The 14829-nt window shown below is 61.9% G+C and carries 14 protein-coding genes; 7 read left to right on the top strand and 7 right to left on the bottom strand.

The annotated features are described in order from the left end of the window. The first annotated feature begins 123 nt into the window (after positions 1-123). Positions 124-1188, top strand: coding sequence for an SDR family oxidoreductase (locus GSQ83_RS24495; RefSeq protein ID WP_158805481.1), 1065 nt, complete (start codon positions 124-126; stop codon positions 1186-1188). 47 nt (positions 1189-1235) lie between these two features. On the opposite strand, the gene GSQ83_RS24490 is transcribed toward GSQ83_RS24495, so the two are convergent. From GSQ83_RS24490 to GSQ83_RS24460, 7 genes are read right to left on the bottom strand one after another with little or no spacing between them, the layout of a single operon-like run. Further along, positions 1236-2021, bottom strand: coding sequence for an SDR family NAD(P)-dependent oxidoreductase (locus GSQ83_RS24490; RefSeq protein WP_158805480.1), 786 nt, complete (start codon positions 2019-2021; stop codon positions 1236-1238). 26 nt (positions 2022-2047) lie between these two features. Beyond that, positions 2048-3031: a zinc-binding dehydrogenase gene (locus tag GSQ83_RS24485; RefSeq protein ID WP_254065882.1), complete on the bottom strand. Its 984-nt coding sequence runs from the start codon at positions 3029-3031 to the stop codon at positions 2048-2050. Then, a complete protein-coding gene (locus tag GSQ83_RS24480; protein ID WP_158805479.1) occupies positions 3028-4074 on the bottom strand; it encodes a Gfo/Idh/MocA family protein in 1047 nt (348 codons plus the stop codon). Before GSQ83_RS24480 ends, GSQ83_RS24485 begins: the two co-directional genes overlap by 4 nt. A 49-nt stretch (positions 4075-4123) precedes the next feature. Then, the gene (locus tag GSQ83_RS24475; RefSeq protein WP_158805478.1) at positions 4124-5896 is read right to left on the bottom strand and encodes an extracellular solute-binding protein; all 1773 of its coding nucleotides are present in this window, start codon (positions 5894-5896) and stop codon (positions 4124-4126) included. A 6-nt stretch (positions 5897-5902) separates the two neighbouring features. Beyond that, the gene (locus GSQ83_RS24470) at positions 5903-6829 is read right to left on the bottom strand and encodes an NAD(P)-dependent oxidoreductase (RefSeq protein WP_158805477.1); all 927 of its coding nucleotides are present in this window, start codon (positions 6827-6829) and stop codon (positions 5903-5905) included. After that, the gene (locus GSQ83_RS24465) at positions 6826-7752 is read right to left on the bottom strand and encodes an intradiol ring-cleavage dioxygenase (protein ID WP_158805476.1); all 927 of its coding nucleotides are present in this window, start codon (positions 7750-7752) and stop codon (positions 6826-6828) included. The genes GSQ83_RS24470 and GSQ83_RS24465 overlap by 4 nt, the downstream gene beginning before the upstream one ends. Then, a complete protein-coding gene (locus tag GSQ83_RS24460) occupies positions 7749-8810 on the bottom strand; it encodes a maleylacetate reductase (protein ID WP_254065881.1) in 1062 nt (353 codons plus the stop codon). The genes GSQ83_RS24465 and GSQ83_RS24460 overlap by 4 nt, the downstream gene beginning before the upstream one ends. Positions 8811-9044: 234 nt before the next feature. On the opposite strand from GSQ83_RS24460, the gene GSQ83_RS24455 reads away from it, so the two are divergent. The 6 genes from GSQ83_RS24455 to GSQ83_RS24430 all read left to right on the top strand — a co-directional run bounded on the left by GSQ83_RS24455 (position 9045) and on the right by GSQ83_RS24430 (position 14797). Then, positions 9045-10184 carry an ABC transporter substrate-binding protein gene (locus GSQ83_RS24455; protein ID WP_158805474.1) on the top strand — a complete coding sequence of 380 codons (1140 nt, stop codon included), beginning with the start codon at positions 9045-9047 and terminating at the stop codon, positions 10182-10184. A 17-nt stretch (positions 10185-10201) separates the two neighbouring features. Beyond that, complete coding sequence (locus GSQ83_RS24450) at positions 10202-11704, top strand: sugar ABC transporter ATP-binding protein (RefSeq protein WP_158805473.1); 1503 nt, start codon at positions 10202-10204, stop codon at positions 11702-11704. 10 nt (positions 11705-11714) lie between these two features. Beyond that, complete coding sequence (locus tag GSQ83_RS24445) at positions 11715-12683, top strand: ABC transporter permease (RefSeq protein ID WP_216850553.1); 969 nt, start codon at positions 11715-11717, stop codon at positions 12681-12683. Beyond that, positions 12683-13660 (top strand): ABC transporter permease, encoded by a 978-nt coding sequence (locus GSQ83_RS24440; RefSeq protein ID WP_158805472.1) that lies wholly within the window; start codon positions 12683-12685, stop codon positions 13658-13660. The genes GSQ83_RS24445 and GSQ83_RS24440 overlap by 1 nt, the downstream gene beginning before the upstream one ends. Before the next feature lie 61 nt (positions 13661-13721). Continuing rightward, positions 13722-14486: an SDR family NAD(P)-dependent oxidoreductase gene (locus tag GSQ83_RS24435; RefSeq protein ID WP_158805471.1), complete on the top strand. Its 765-nt coding sequence runs from the start codon at positions 13722-13724 to the stop codon at positions 14484-14486. Positions 14487-14509: 23 nt separating this feature from the next. Continuing rightward, entirely contained in the window at positions 14510-14797 is a 288-nt protein-coding gene (locus GSQ83_RS24430) for a YciI family protein (protein WP_158805470.1), read from the top strand. Positions 14798-14829: the final 32 nt, after the last annotated feature.

Raw genomic sequence — 14829 nt, 5'->3', positions numbered from 1 at the left:
GCTTTCCTCCTCGGCAAAGCGAGACATGGCTGGCAGATGGATGTCGTCTAGCCCATTCACGGCACTTAGCGGTATCACTCTCCGAGCCTGATTGGCACTTGCTAGAATTTCCGGAGGTTTTCCATGACAACTCGATCAGCGCTGGTGGTCGGCGCGAGCGGCATCATCGGCAATACGCTTGCCGGGCGGCTTGCCGGGAACGGCTGGCAGGTCCACGGGCTCGCGCGCAGGCCGCTCACGGATCTCGAAGGCGTGCACCCCGTCGCCGCAGACCTTCTCGACACCGCTGCCCTCGGTCACGCCCTGCAAGACATTCGGCCGAGCCATGTGTTCATCACAACCTGGATGCGCCAGCCCACGGAAATCGAAAACTGCGAGATCAATGGGCGGCTAGTGCACAACCTGTTGAACGCGCTGCGGACCGCGCCGCTCGAGCACGTCGCACTTGTGACGGGGTTGAAGCACTACCTCGGGCCATTCGAGTCCTATGGCAAAGGCAATCTTCCCAGCACGCCTTTCCGTGAGGAGCAACCGCGGCTGCCGGGCGACAACTTCTACTATACGCAGGAGGACGAGGTTTACGCCGCTGCCGAAAAGCAAGGCTTTGGCTGGAGCATCCATCGGCCACATACCGTCATCGGCTATGCCATCGGCAATGCGATGAACATGGGCGTGACGCTCGCTGTCTACGCGACGATTTGCCGTGAGCTCGGGCGCCCGTTCCTGTTCCCCGGCTCCCCGGAACAGTGGAATAACCTAGTCGACATCACGGATTCGCGAATTCTCGCGGAACAGCTGGAATGGGCCGCGACCACGCCGGCGGCACGAAACGAAGCCTTCAACATCGTTAATGGCGATGTTTTCCGCTGGCGCTGGATGTGGTCCCAGATCGCCGCACAGTTCGGGATCGAGGCGGCGCCCTATCCTGGCCATCCCACACTGCTCGAAGAGCAGATGAAGGACGACACAGCGGCCTGGGCGGATATCGCCGCAAAGTATGGCTTGCGGGAGACGAAGCTCGATCGCCTGGTTTCACCGTGGCACACGGATGCGGATCTCGGCCGTCAGCTCGAATGCGTCACTGATATGTCGAAGAGCCGGAATGCCGGTTTCCTCGCCTATCAGGATAGCCGCAAGTCTCTCCTCGATCTTTTTGCTCGGCTGCGTCAGAGCAAGATCATTCCGTAATTTGGGGCCGGGTCCGGGAGCAACGTTGCGCCCGGACCCGCGCGTCTCTAAACGAGAACCATGCCGCCGTCACACATGATGATCTGGCCTGTCATGTAATCGGAATCCGACGAGGCGAGAAAAGCGGCGACACCATCGAGATCCTGCGGCTTTGCCGGCCGACCGATCAGGATTCCGGCAGAGAACGAGTTGATGAATTCCCCCCTCTCCTTGATGACGCCTTTGTCGATCATATCCTGCTCCAACCCGTCCCAAAGCGGGGTCACGACAACACCGGGCGCAATGCCATTGACCGTGATATGGTCCGGCGCCATGGCGCGAGCACCGGCTTGAGTGAGCGAGATGACGGCCGCCTTGCTGGCGCAATAGGGCGCGAATTCGGGATAACCCTGCCGCCCGGCGATCGAGGCGGTATTGATTATCTTGCCGCCCCTGCCCTGCTTGATCATGTATTTTCCGACTTCCTGCATGCCGATCAGCACCGCCAGCGCGTTGACCCGCATGATTGAGTTGAAGTTGTCCTCATCCGCATCGAAGAAGGGCAGTGGCTTGTTGAAGCCGGCATTGTTGAAGAGAACGTCGATGCCGCCGAAGGCCTCCGACGTTTGTGCGATCATCGCTTGCACCTGATTGCGTTCGGCAACATCGACAGCAACGCCGAGCGCTCTCGTTCCGTCGGCGCTCAGTTCAGCGGCGAGGCTCCGCGCCTTTTCGCCATTGCGATCGGCGATCACCACCCGCGCGCCATCCCGCAAAAGACGTCGCACGATACCTTCGCCGAGCCCCTGCGCGCCACCCGTTACGATAACGACGCGGTCATTCAGTCTTTCCATGACGATCTCACCGTGCTTCCAGGATTCTAGCTATTCAACAACGTAACCTTGATGCATTTATCCGCCTGCTTCCCGAGTTCGAAGGCCGAAACTGCCTCCTCCAACGGGAAGCTATGGGTGCGGATCGGCGACAAATCTAGGCCGGTGCGCTCCAGGAAGCGTATCGCGGCAGGCCAAACGCCGGGCGAACCGATGCAGCCCTTTACGGTGAGATTGCGCATCTGGATATTGCCGAGATGCGAGGATACCTCGCGCCCGATATTGATGCCGATCATCGCGACGCGGCCTTCTTCACGCACCAGATCAAAGACCTTGCCCAGCGACCGATCATGTCCCGCAGCCTCGATCACGAGATCCGCGCCACCACGCGTCATTTCCATGACGCGATCGACGGGGTTTTCGGCCAGAGGATCGATCACCGCATCCGCGCCAAGCTTGAGCGCGGCTTCTCGCCGGTGTGCAATCGGGTCGATGACAATCACCCGCGCGCCCATGCCGATGGCCGCTGCCGCCGAGACAAGGCCGATCGTGCCGCCGCCGGAAACGACGACCGTCTCGCTCGCATCGGTGCCGCCCAGCCTCTGCACACCGTAGAAGCCGCAGGTGAATGGCTCAATGAAGGAAGCCGCCAGATCGTCGATGCCGTCGGGCAATTTGTGCAGCCATTCCGGCCGCACGGTGAAGAACTCACGATCCGCGCCATCCAGCGAGAACCCGAAATGGTGGATGCGGTCTGGCAAACGCACCACGCATTCCCCAACGACCCGGTCGCCGACCGAGAAACCCTGAACGTTGCGCCCTAGTTCCACGATCTCGCCGCTCCATTCGTGACCCGGCGTTACCGGATAGGAGATCGGGATGATGTAGCGGCCACCGAGCAACTCGTAGTCCGAGTGGCAGATGCCGACGGCTTTCATGCGGACGAGGATCTCATCCGGCGTGATCCGTGGCATTTCGACGGTCCGCAATTCCGCCTGTTCGGGTGCGTTGAATGTCAGGGCTCGCATCATACGGCCTCCGCCAAAGCGCGTTGCAGTGTTAGATCGACCTTGTCGACCGGCTCGACCTTGCCGGAGCCCGAAGCGCGCACGATCGTCTCCAGCAATGTGATATTCGCGATCATCTCCTCACCGGTGATGGGATAGGGCGCGGCACCGGCCACAGCCCGCCCGAAGGCTTCGAGATTGGCGAACACTGCTTCCGAAGGCCCAACTTCCGATGTTGCGATCGGCCCGGTGGAGGAACCCTTGATCACAACCCAGCCAGCAGGCGCCTCGACATGGGCACGGTCACGGATTTCGACCCAGCCTTTCGTGCCGAAAACAGCGAAGCGAGAGACAAAGGGTGTGGCGAGGCTCGCCGAAACATAGGCGGTGCCGCCGCCGATGAAGCGGATATAGGCGCTCATCGTATCGCCGGACGGAAGTTTCGAGGCCAACTGCTCGCAGGTTACCGTCACCTCCGACGCTGCTCCCATCAGGTGGATGGCAAGATCGGTAAGGTGAATGCCGGTTGCGGTCATGCCCCCCGCCGGCGCCTGGTCGGGTTTTAGGCGCCAATTTGTCGGATCGAGCGTGAGGAATTTGTCGTGGCTGAAATTCGCCTCAATCTGCAGCAGGCGTCCGAGCCGCCCGGCCGCCGCGTCCCGCAGCAGTTCCGCCATCGGCGGCTCGAAACGGCGCTCATGACCCATGCCGAGGACGAGCCTGGCGTCTCGGCATAGTTTCACCGCGCGCGCCGCACCGGCGCCGGTGAGGGCCAGTGGCTTTTCGCAGAAGACGTGCTTGCCCGCCGCCACCGCCTGGGCGATTTGGGCTTCGTGCAGCGAGTGCGGTGTCGCTAGGATGACCGCATCGATCTCGGGATCGGCGAGCGCATCGGCAAAATCATTGCCAACCGGAAGCCCGCGAGCCGACGCGAAATCGCGAGCGGATTCGATCGCCGGATCCACGGCGCGGGTTATGCGGATAACGTCGCTCTTCGTTCCCAGCGTATCGACCATCTTGCGGCCCCACCAGCCGAGACCGATAAGCGCAACCTTGACGATTGCCATTGTTTCTTGCTCCCTCATTCCATCCGTTCGCTACGCCAAGCCGATCCTGTCAGGCGCCGACGCGAAATGCCGTCTGGTCATTCCGCGCCACTGCCGCTGGAGCCTCGGCATCGTCTTTCTTGCGACCACGAGAACTGCGCGCGGGGCGCGATACCTTGTAGAGCGCGTCGATCGCCGATTGCGCAGCGCTCAAGGCGGCGACATCGGTTTTGCGGCCCGTCAGCGCGTCGTGGATCTCTTCGCCGAGGATCCGTTCGATCGCCGGATATTCCGGAATGGGCGGCCGCTGCCAACTATCGAGTAAATTGCGCTGCGCGACACGTTCGACGAAATGCACGATCGACGAGCTCTGCTGCATCTCAGGGTCGGAGGCGAGGCTGAAGCGCGGTAGCACAGGAAAGCCGCTTTTGACATGGCTGCGAACCATATCCGGCGAATGCATCCAGGCGATGGCGTCCACCGCCCGTTGCACGCGACTTTCGGGAAGATTGGCGGGAACCGCGAGGACGAAGCCTCCGACAGGCGCAGTGCTGGCACCCTCGGGTCCGGCGGGATGTGGCAAGTAATCCACCTGCCGACGCACACGCGACCGAGTGTCGTATTCGAAACGCGTGGCCCGCATGCTCCAGCAATAGGTCATGGCGGCGTGACCATTGAGGAAGATGTCGAGGCTCGATTCCCAGTCCAGTTCGGCGACGCCAGGGGGCGAGATTTCGGTCAGGCGATGCATATAGTTGAGCACACGCAGGCTGGCCTCTAGAGGCAAATGCGGCCGGGCATCCGGCCCATCATCGCCGCGACTCACGATGAAAGCACCGCAGCATCCGAGTAAAAACAGAAAACTCGAGGCGATCGGCATGCCCCGTGCGGCATTCCATACGATGCCGTAGCGGCCATGCGCTGGTGCATGCAGCGCGCGGCCCGCCGTGATTACCTGGTCGAAAGTGCGCGGCTGCGTGAGGCCGGCGTCGTGGAACAGGTCGCGCCGAATAGCGAGGGTTTCGATTGTGCAGTAGATCGGCACGCCGAACTGCTGTCCTCGCCATTGCCCGCTCGGCCAGAAGCGATTGTGGAAGTCGTCGGGCTTGATGCCCGCTATGGCGAGTTCGCTGCTGATGGGCCGGATCAGGCCTCGGCTTGCGAATTCGCCAACCCAAGGAAAATTGACCGCGATCACGTCATATTCTGAAACTGGGCGCGAAGCATTAGCGGTCGCGAGGCGGTAGAGTTGGGGCAGGCCCGCGAGATCGAAGTCCCGCCGCGCGCCGAAGCTGGTGCGCAGATCCGCCCACATGTTTTGCAACGCGATGAAGTAGTTGTCCTCACCCATAAGGAAGCGCAGATCGGGCCGCCGGCTTGGTTGCTGCAGCAGGCGTGGCGGCGGTCCCATGACTTCGCCCGACGGCATGCCGCCGAAATAATAATTGTCTGCCTCTTCCGTTTTTTGCCGGTTCCCGAAGGTCTGCGCCAACAAGCCCTTGACCTGCCGCATGTAAGTCTCGAAGGATTCGTAGAGCACCGAACTTGGCTGCAGCGCGAAGGATTTTCCGGTTTTGCCGCGCGGGACCCTCTCGATCAGACCGGTGGCGATCAACTCCTCGACCTTGCGTTGGGCGGTCGTGTAGGGCGCGTAACCCGCCTGGGCGAGCGCCGAGATGGTCACCACTTCGCTTTTTAGATTGCTGCGGATGAGGTGGTTGACGATGCGCCACACAAGTTCGGGGTCGCCGTAAGGGAAAAGGGTTGCCCAGGGTGCGCGAAGATGCTCAAGGAACTCGAGGATCCGCAGGGTCTCCAGCGCGTTAGTGCAGGCTTTCCCCATCGCCGGTCAGACGGGAGCCGCCGTAGGCGCGGTCGCGGCAAAACCTGCCAGCGCTTCGTATTGTTCCATGAGCACGAAGAAGTCCTCGTCGCCGCGTCCCTGCGCATAGGCCGCTTCATATTGTTGGCGGATCAGCGCGATGAGATAGACCGGCACGTGTTCCGATCTTGCCGCGTCTAGCACCAGGTCGAAGTCCTTGATCATCTGAGTGACCGAGAAGGCGGGACTGAAGTCGCGTCGCGACAGCATGTCTCGCTTATAGGCTATCAGCGGAGACGCAACGGCGCTCTCGCCGATCACCTCCAGCATCTGCGCGACATCGAGATTGCCTTTGCGACCGAAGGTCAGCGCCTCTGCAAGCACGGCCGAGGTGGATCCCACCAGCATATTGATTGCAAGTTTCATGTAACGGGCTTCCTCGGCAGAGCCGAGGTAGAAGCAGCGAATAGCAAAAGCACCCAGGAGAGGTTCGACGCACCGATACGCGGCTTCAGGCCCTGACGCGAGCACGGTGAGTTTCGCGGAAGCCGCTGTGGCCGTGCTGCCGGAGATAGGGGCGCGCAGATAATCTACGCCCCCTGCGGTCAAGGCCTCAGCGACCTGCTGAGAAACGGTGGGCGAAACCGTGCTTGTCTCGATGATAATTTTCCCAGGCTTGAGGGCGGAAACGATGCCGTGCTCACCCAGAATCAGGCTACGCAGCGCGCCGTCGTTCGGTAGCGACACGAAAATGATCGCGGCACTTTCAGCAACCGCGCGAGCAGAGGCGGCAACAGTGGCGCCCTCTGCCTCAACCGCGGTCATCGCGCTGGTCAGCGTGTCAAAGACATCGACGGAATGGCCTGCCTTGAGCAGGTGCAAGCACATCGGCGCACCCATCTTGCCAAGGCCGATCCAGCCTAGACGGGGGGTGCCCGTCGCCACGTCCATCATGAAGTCTTTCCCTCTGCGAAGCCGGCGCGCGACCCGCGTATGTGGCCAACCTCCTCGTGCTGCAGCCGGATATCAATGTCGAGCGACTTGAACGGCGCCTGCGTCCCAAAGGCGGCGGCACGGTCGGAATCTTGGGAAATCTCGACCTCTCGAATAAGTGCATCTTTCACGCCAAACACCGCGTCGCTCTGCAAATAGGGATCATCGGCGAGAAAAACATGGGTCGCAAGAGAGTCGAAACCGGCGGCGGTGACGATGAAATGAATATGGGCCGGGCGCATGGGATGGCGCGCCAGAGCCTTCAGCATTCGTCCGACCGGCCCGTCATTTGGGATCGGGTAAGAAGCGGGCACGATGGTGCGAAACCAGAAGCGGCCGTCGCTGCCCGTGCGGAAGACGCCTCGGAGATTCATGTCGGGCTGGCGCGGATCTTGCGTGTCGTAGAAACCATCTTCCGAGGTTTGCCAGACATCCAGGACCGCGCCTTGGAGGGGCTCGCCGTTTTCATCCAGCACGCGGCCCGACACGAAAAGGGGCTCGCCGCGACCGTCCTTGGAAATGTTTTCTCCCATCGCCATGCGCGGCGCGCCATCAACATGGAAAGGACCAAGCACGGTGGAAGGCGTGACGTCCTGCGTTTTGCGGTTGTTGATCGCATCGACCAGCATGGAAACGCCGAGCGTGTCGGAGAGTAGAATAAACTCCTGCCGCCGATCGCTGCTGATCTGACCGGTCGCAGTCAGAAACTCAATCGCCGCCATCCATTCCGCCGAGGTCAGTTCAAGCTCTCGCACCACCGCATGCAGATGAGGCACCAAGACCTCCATGATCTGCTTGAGGCGGGGACTGGTGCAGGCGGCGTTGCGGCCGAGCACGATCTCCGTTGCGGTCTCTTCGTTGAAGTCGCGATCGACCACGCTCATGCGGCGGCTCCGTGGATGACGGAATTGGAAGATTTCGGACGAGCGCCGCGAAAAGCGTCTTCCAGCAAAGCGCGGATGGCGGTGCGCTCCAATGGGCGGGGATTCGGATATGGTTTCGCGGTCGCCAGATCGGCAGCACGGTCAAGATCGGATTCCTTCATCCCGAGCGCGGCAAGTGCTGTCGGCGCGTTCAGTTTGCGGGCAATGTCATGCAGACCGCCAGCGGCATCAGATGCGCCCAGCGCACGGGCGATGCGGCGCATTGCCTCCGGCGCCGCTGCGGCGTTATAGGCGACCGCGTGAGGCAGAACCACAGTATGGGTTTCCGCATGGGGCAAGCCAAAACTGCCGCCCAGCACGTGGCAAAGCTTGTGATGCAGCGCCATGCCGACGCTTCCCAGCGCAACACCGCAGAGCCATGCACCATATTGCGCGCGGGTACGCGCCTCGAGATCGCGCGGCTTTTCGATGATGACCGGCAATGCCGCCGCCAATGCGGCGATGGCGTCCTCGGCCATCAGGGAGATGATCGGATTGCCTTCCTCGGCATAGAGCGCCTCGACGGCATGGGCGATGGCATTCATGCCGCTGGTCGCGGTCAAACCAACGGGCAAGCTCAGCGTAAGCGAGACGTCGTAGATCGTCGTCTCTGGCAGAACCTTGAGGGTGCGCTGCGTGACCTTCTCGCCGTTATTCGTCTCGCCCAGAATTGGCGTCATCTCGGAGCCGGCATAGGTAGTCGGGATGACGATCTGCGGCAGATCCGTGCGGAGCGCGATGGCTTTGCCCAGCCCTGTCGTAGACCCGCCGCCCACGGAAACCACGCCATCCACGGCCTCGCGCCGGACGACTTCGAGCGCGAGTTCCGTGATATGGCTCGGCGTGTGCATGGTGGCCTGCGAGAAGACCCCGGCGCTTAGCGGTCCCAAAGTCGTGGCAATGTCCTGGGCCTGCGCGGCCTGTTCAGGCGTGGAGAGCACGAGAACGCGCTTCATCCCGAGCCTCTCAGCCTCGAAAGCGAGCTTCGCGACTGTGCCATTGCCGAAGAGCACGCGCATCGGTAGCGCTTCATATACGAAGGGGCTTAACATCGGCATTTCTCCCATGTCTTCGCAACTGCACAACGGCATCGCGACGGCTCTTGCGGCATCGCAAACTCTACCGCCGGAACTATCCTGACGAGCGTCAATTTATCCGCTTTGGACAAAATCGCAATTCTCAGAGGCCGAAGCTGTTCATAAGCTCAGCGCAAAGAACAGCTGGTTTCCCATAGGGACCGGTAGGGGGATACGATGCGGGACAGTTTGAAAACTATTTTCCTCGGGATGCTGGCTGTGGGGGCGATCACCGCGCCCGCGCTGGCGGACGGCTATCAGGGCGCGCCGCGCACCATGCTCTTCAATCCGGCATTGACCACCTGCCTGCGCAATACCGCGCAATACAAGAAGCCGCCGCCCTACACGATCGGCTTCTCGAATGCCGGTCTCGGTGATAGCTGGCGCGTCGTCATGCTCGACGAGATCAAGCAGGGCGCGGAAGATCACAAGGACGTGGTCAAGAAGCTCATCATTACCGATGCCGGGCATGACGACTCCAAACAGGTCTCGGATGTGCAGGATCTCGTCTCGCAAGGGGTCGATCTGCTGATCGTCAGCGCGAATACCGAGAAGGCGCTGGATCCCGTCGTGACACGCGCCATGAAGCAAGGCATCCCGGTCGTCATGCTCGACCGGCGCATCTCCTCCGATCATTTCGTGACCTATGTGAATGCCTCTGATCCGATGATGGGCCGTCTTTGGGCGCAGTGGATCGTCGAGAAGCTGCACGGCAAGGGCAATATTGTCCTGCTCGGCGGCCAGGCCGGATCGAGCCCGAACGAGAACCGCATGGGCCCCGCGAAGGAGATCTTCGCGCAGTATCCCGACATCCATATTCTCGATACCGTCTATTCGGATTGGAGCCCGGTGAAGGCCAAGCAGGTCATGCAGGCGGTCATCGCGAAATATGGCCATAAGATCGACGCCGTCTGGTCGGCGCATGGCTTGCAGGTTCCGGGCTCGATAGAGGCCTTTCTCGAAGCCGGATTCAAGCCGGGCGAGATCCCGATGCACACGACTGCCGATATCAATGGCGCGCTACAGGATGCGCTGAAGTATCACGTGCCCATGCTGGAGATTGGTGACCCGCCAGCTCAGGGCCGGCTTGCGATCGACGTGGCAATCAAGGTTCTGTCGGGGGCGACAGTTCCCTGCGTCGTGACGGTGAATTCCCAGATCGGTTTGACGGATGGTGATGAGACACCCTCGATCCCCCATCCCGACCGCGCGATCAAAGACATGGTTGTGCCGAATGGACCGCCGGATCTGCTGATCACCAACGATCTAGGGCCGACCTACAACCCCGCCACAGCGCATATTCAATATCCACACTGAACACGAGGCGCACCCCCGTGCTCTCCGTCTCCGGCATCAGCAAGTATTTCCCCGGCGTTCAGGCGCTTTCCGACATCAGCCTGGATGTCGCGGCCGGGGAAATTCATGCGCTTGTCGGAGAGAACGGAGCGGGAAAGTCGACTTTGACGAAGGTCATCGCGGGGGTCCAGCCCCCGGATGAAGGCGAGTTGCGGCTCGATGGCCGCGTCGTGAAGTGGCATGGACCGGCGGAGGCGAAGGCCGCCGGGATCCATGTGATCTACCAGGAATTCGTGCTTTTCCCCCACCTCACGGTGGCCGAGAACATTTTCGTCGGCCAGGCGCCACGGACACGGCTAGGGCTGCTCGACCGCAAAGGCGCGGTTACCGCCGCGCGCGAGGTATTGGCGCGGCTGGGCGTTGCGCTCGATCCGCAGCGATTGGTGGAGAGCCTTACCGTCGCCGACCAGCAGATGGTGGAGATCGCCAAGGCGCTGATCCATCGGCCCAAGGTTCTCATCCTGGACGAGCCGACCGCTGTCATCGCTGGGCAGGAGGTGGTTCTTCTGTTCGAGCGCATCAGGCGACTGCGGGACGAGGGCGTCGCAGTCATTTACATATCGCATCGATTGGAAGAAATCTTTCAGCTCTGTGATCAATTAACCGTCATCAAAGATGGCCGGGTGGTCGGTAGCCGGAAAGTGTCGGAGGTCAGCCGTGCCGACCTCATCACCATGATGGTCGGACGCGATCTTAGCCACCTCTTCCCGCCGAAGCCCGCTTTGACAGCCGCGCAACAGGAGCCGGCGGTGGTTCTGATAGCTGAGGGCATTGACCTTGGCCGCCGCGTTCGGGGCGCCGGGCTTTCGCTGCGTGCCGGGACCATCACGGGCCTCGCTGGGCTGGTCGGCGCCGGCCGGTCGGAACTCGCGATGGCGATATTTGGCGGTCTGCCTATGGACTCGGGTTCGGTCACCTGCGACGGCAAGACCATCCGCCATATGACGCCTGCGATGGCTATCTCGCTCGGGATCGGCTTCGTGACCGAAGACCGCAAGGGCCAGGGTCTCGCCATGCTGCTGGACGTGGCGGCGAATATCACCGCGGCCTCCCTTGGCACCGTGCAGAGCGGGCCTTTCCTGGATCGCGGAAAGGAGCAAGAGGTCGCAGAATCTGGCATTGCGAATTACCGCGTCGTTTGTCGTGGCCCGTCCAATCCGGTCGCTACCATGTCGGGCGGCAACCAGCAGAAGCTGCTCATCGCGCGCTGGGCTCGAACATGCCGCCGCGTGCTGATCCTGGATGAGCCGACGCGCGGCGTGGATGTTGGGGCGCGCACCGAAATTTATCGCATCATGCGAGACCTTGCGGCGCAGGGCATCGCCATCCTCATGATCAGCTCGGAGCTTCCGGAAGTCATCGGCATGTCCGACAGCGTCTATGTGATGCGGGAAGGCGTGATCGCCGGGTTCCTGGAGGGCGACGCGATTACCGAAGAGGCGGTGATGGAACTCGCGACCCATCACGCTCAGGCGGCCTGAGGAGAATGGTTTGAGCATCTCATCACCGGCGAAGAGTCCGACCTTCCGGCCATCGCCCCATGTTATCCGGCTGGGACTGGTCGTGCTTTTCATCGCCGTGCTCATTGTTATCGGCTCGGTGTTGACCGACCGCTTTGCCCGCAGCACAAATTTCCTCAACATCTATGAGCAGTCGACCGATCTTGCCTTGGTCTCGCTCGGTCAGACGCTGACGATCCTGACGGGAGGCATCGACCTTTCGGTCGGCTCGCAAATCAGCCTGCTTTCCGTGTTGACCTCCGGCTTGATCAATGGCGATGGCTCGCTGGTTCTGCCGGTCTGCGCGGGGGTCATCGCGCTCGGCGTGCTGATCGGTGTCGTCAACGGGCTGGGCGTGGTTTTCCTTCGTATCCATCCGCTGATCGTAACGCTCGGGATGGGTGCGGTGTTGCAGGGTGTCGCGTTGCTCTACGCCCTGGGCCCGGCAGGAAGCACGCCTGACGGGTTCGACGCGCTGGCTTATTCGCGGGTCGGAGGCCTGTCCGTAAGCGCGACGATCACGGTTCTGCTGTATCTCCTCGTCGCCTTCCTGATGCGGCGAACGGCGACGGGGCGCGCGATTTATGCGACCGGCGACGAGCCCGCGGCTGCGGTGCTGCTTGGTTTGCCGGTTCGGCGAGTCACCGTTCTCGTCTACGCGCTCTGCGGATTTTTCTGTGCGCTCACGGCGATTTATCTCGTCTCGCGCTTCGGCACCGGACAGCCTTACGCGGGCACCTACTACACGCTGGAATCCGTCACGCCCGTGGTGGTCGGTGGGACAATGCTCAGCGGAGGGCGCGGCGGCGTCATCGGCACGTTGCTGGGTGCCTATCTTTTGTCCGTCTTGAACAATCTGCTGAACTTCATGCATGTTTCGACGCAGATCCAACTGATCGCCCAAGGGTTGATCATCATGGTTGCGGTCTCGGCCTATGTCGAGCGGAAGAAGGTCGCGTGATGAGCGAGCAAGCGCTGCCCGCCGGCGTCAAAACCGCCGGCATCCGCCGCCATAGCGGAGAGCTTCGGGCCCTCGCCGCGCGATGGGGCATCTACGTCTTCCTCGTGCTATTCATCGTCGTTTCCGGCATTGTCGCGCCGTCCTTTCTCCATGCGCGAAACCTCTCTAACCTCGTCATACAGCTTGTGCCGCTCGCCTTGGTGGCTCTCGGACAATGCCTGGTCATCATGGCGCGGGGGCTGGATCTGTCGGTCGCCTCCGTCATGGCGACCGCCGCCGTGGTCGGGACCAGCTTCTCGGGGGACAATCACGCGGTTCTGCCGATCATCGTTGTCGCCGTGCTGATCGGCGCCGCCACGGGCCTAGTGAACGGTCTTTTGGTGACCAAACGCCAAGTCTCGCCCTTCCTCGCGACGCTTGCGAGCATGATCGTCCTTCAGGGGCTGCGCTTCGCCTGGACACATGGCGCGCCGACCGGGGCGATGCCGCCCTTCTTCCGGGCACTGGGCACCCAGAGCTGGCATCAGGTGCCGCTCAGCCTATTCGTTCTCGTGCCCATCGCAGCTGTGGTCGGGATTGTGGTTCATCGCACGATTCTCGGCCGCAAGATCTACATCATCGGCGGCAATCCGGTGGCGGCGGGGCTGCTGGGCTATCCGGTGGCGGTCATCACCATCGGAGCCTATGTCGCGTCGGGCTGCCTTGCCGCGATCGCGGGACTCATTCTGGGCGGCTATGCCGAGATCGTCGATAACTCGGTGGGTAGCGGCTTCGAACTCGACAGCATCGTGGCGGCGGTCATAGGCGGCTTTGCGCTGTCCGGAGGCCGTGGCACGATACCGGGCGCGCTCGCGGGCGCGGCCGTTCTGGTGCTGGTATCCAACATCGTGCTGCTTGTCGGATTGCCCGTGCAGTTCCAGATCATTCTCAAGGGTCTCGTGATCGTATTGGCGGCAGCCTGCTACCGCACCAGGTAAGCCACGCACAGAGACTGAAATGCCCGCGGTAAGCCGGGCGAGCCGACTAGAGGAGGAAGCAATGTCCGGATTATCCGTCTACGGCCTGCAGGGCCGCGTCGCTGTGGTCACGGGTGCCGCCCGCGGCATCGGCGCGACGATTTCCCGCCACCTAGCGGCTTTGGGCGCGACAGTGGTGCTGGCGGACCGCAACGCGACCGTGGAGGAGACCGCGCGCGAACTCGGATCGCCGGCGAGCGCACTGGTGTTCGACGTAACCGATTCCAAAGCCGTCGATGCCGCCGCCAAGCAGGTGCTCGACAAGCATGGCCGGGTGGATATCCTCGTCGCCAATGCGGGCATCGCGTATGAAAAATCCGCGGTCGATCATACGGACGAGGATTGGCGCCGGGTCATGGCCGTCAATCTCGACGGGGTGTTCTATACGGCGCGCGCCTTTGCTCCGGCGATGATCGCCAAGAAAACAGGCGCGATGGTGCTGATCTCCTCGATCGCCGGCGTGAAGGCGGTGCGGCCCGAACTGCATGTCGGCTACGATGTCGCCAAAGCTGGCGTCGCGCATATGGCGCGCATCCTCGCCATCGAATGGGCGCCCTTCGGCATCCGCGTCAACGCGGTTGGGCCGGGCTATGTCGATACGGAACTATTGGCCGAGGTGGGACGCACCCAGCCGGAGGTCATGAAAATCTGGATCGAGGACATGCCGATCGGCCGGCTACTGCGGCAGGAGGAAATTGCCGGCACGGTCGGGTTCCTGGTTTCCGATGCCGCAACCGGCGTGAACGGCCATCTACTCATGACTGACGGCGGCTACTCCGTCAGCTGACGATCAACGAAAGCGAAACGCGCATGCATTTCATCATTCATTGTCTGGATCACCCTGATGCGGTCCAGACGCGGCTTGCGCACTACGAGGCGCACAAGACCTATCTCTCCAAGTCCCCGGTGCGCATCGTGATCTCGGGTCCGCTCCTTGCGGCGGACAACGAGACGATGATCGGCAGTCTGTTCCTGGTCGAAGCAGCAACACAAGCTGAGGTTCAGTCGTTCCACGACAACGACCCCTTCAAGGCAGCGAATGTTTGGAAGACGGTGTCGATCCACCCCTTCCTCAAACGCATGGATAACCGCGACTGATTTACGGCGGCCAAGCGACAGCGGGCGGCGAT

Source organism: Acidisoma sp. L85 (assembly GCF_009765865.1).
Classification (GTDB): Bacteria; Pseudomonadota; Alphaproteobacteria; order Acetobacterales; family Acetobacteraceae; genus Acidisoma.
Note: the sequence above shows the minus strand (reverse complement) of the source record. Positions and strands in the feature narration are given on the sequence as shown.

Coding starts and splice junctions, on each gene's coding strand:
- GSQ83_RS24460 (WP_254065881.1), bottom strand. CDS start 8,810: ATGCGCGTGCTCTTCGGCAATGGCACAGTCGCGAAGCTCGCTTTCGAG.
- GSQ83_RS24485 (WP_254065882.1), bottom strand. CDS start 3,031: ATGATGCGAGCCCTGACATTCAACGCACCCGAACAGGCGGAATTGCGG.
- GSQ83_RS24495 (WP_158805481.1), top strand. CDS start 124: ATGACAACTCGATCAGCGCTGGTGGTCGGCGCGAGCGGCATCATCGGC.
- GSQ83_RS24430 (WP_158805470.1), top strand. CDS start 14,510: ATGCATTTCATCATTCATTGTCTGGATCACCCTGATGCGGTCCAGACG.
- GSQ83_RS24455 (WP_158805474.1), top strand. CDS start 9,045: ATGCGGGACAGTTTGAAAACTATTTTCCTCGGGATGCTGGCTGTGGGG.
- GSQ83_RS24490 (WP_158805480.1), bottom strand. CDS start 2,021: ATGGAAAGACTGAATGACCGCGTCGTTATCGTAACGGGTGGCGCGCAG.
- GSQ83_RS24435 (WP_158805471.1), top strand. CDS start 13,722: ATGTCCGGATTATCCGTCTACGGCCTGCAGGGCCGCGTCGCTGTGGTC.
- GSQ83_RS24475 (WP_158805478.1), bottom strand. CDS start 5,896: ATGGGGAAAGCCTGCACTAACGCGCTGGAGACCCTGCGGATCCTCGAG.
- GSQ83_RS24440 (WP_158805472.1), top strand. CDS start 12,683: ATGAGCGAGCAAGCGCTGCCCGCCGGCGTCAAAACCGCCGGCATCCGC.
- GSQ83_RS24470 (WP_158805477.1), bottom strand. CDS start 6,829: ATGATGGACGTGGCGACGGGCACCCCCCGTCTAGGCTGGATCGGCCTT.
- GSQ83_RS24480 (WP_158805479.1), bottom strand. CDS start 4,074: ATGGCAATCGTCAAGGTTGCGCTTATCGGTCTCGGCTGGTGGGGCCGC.
- GSQ83_RS24465 (WP_158805476.1), bottom strand. CDS start 7,752: ATGAGCGTGGTCGATCGCGACTTCAACGAAGAGACCGCAACGGAGATC.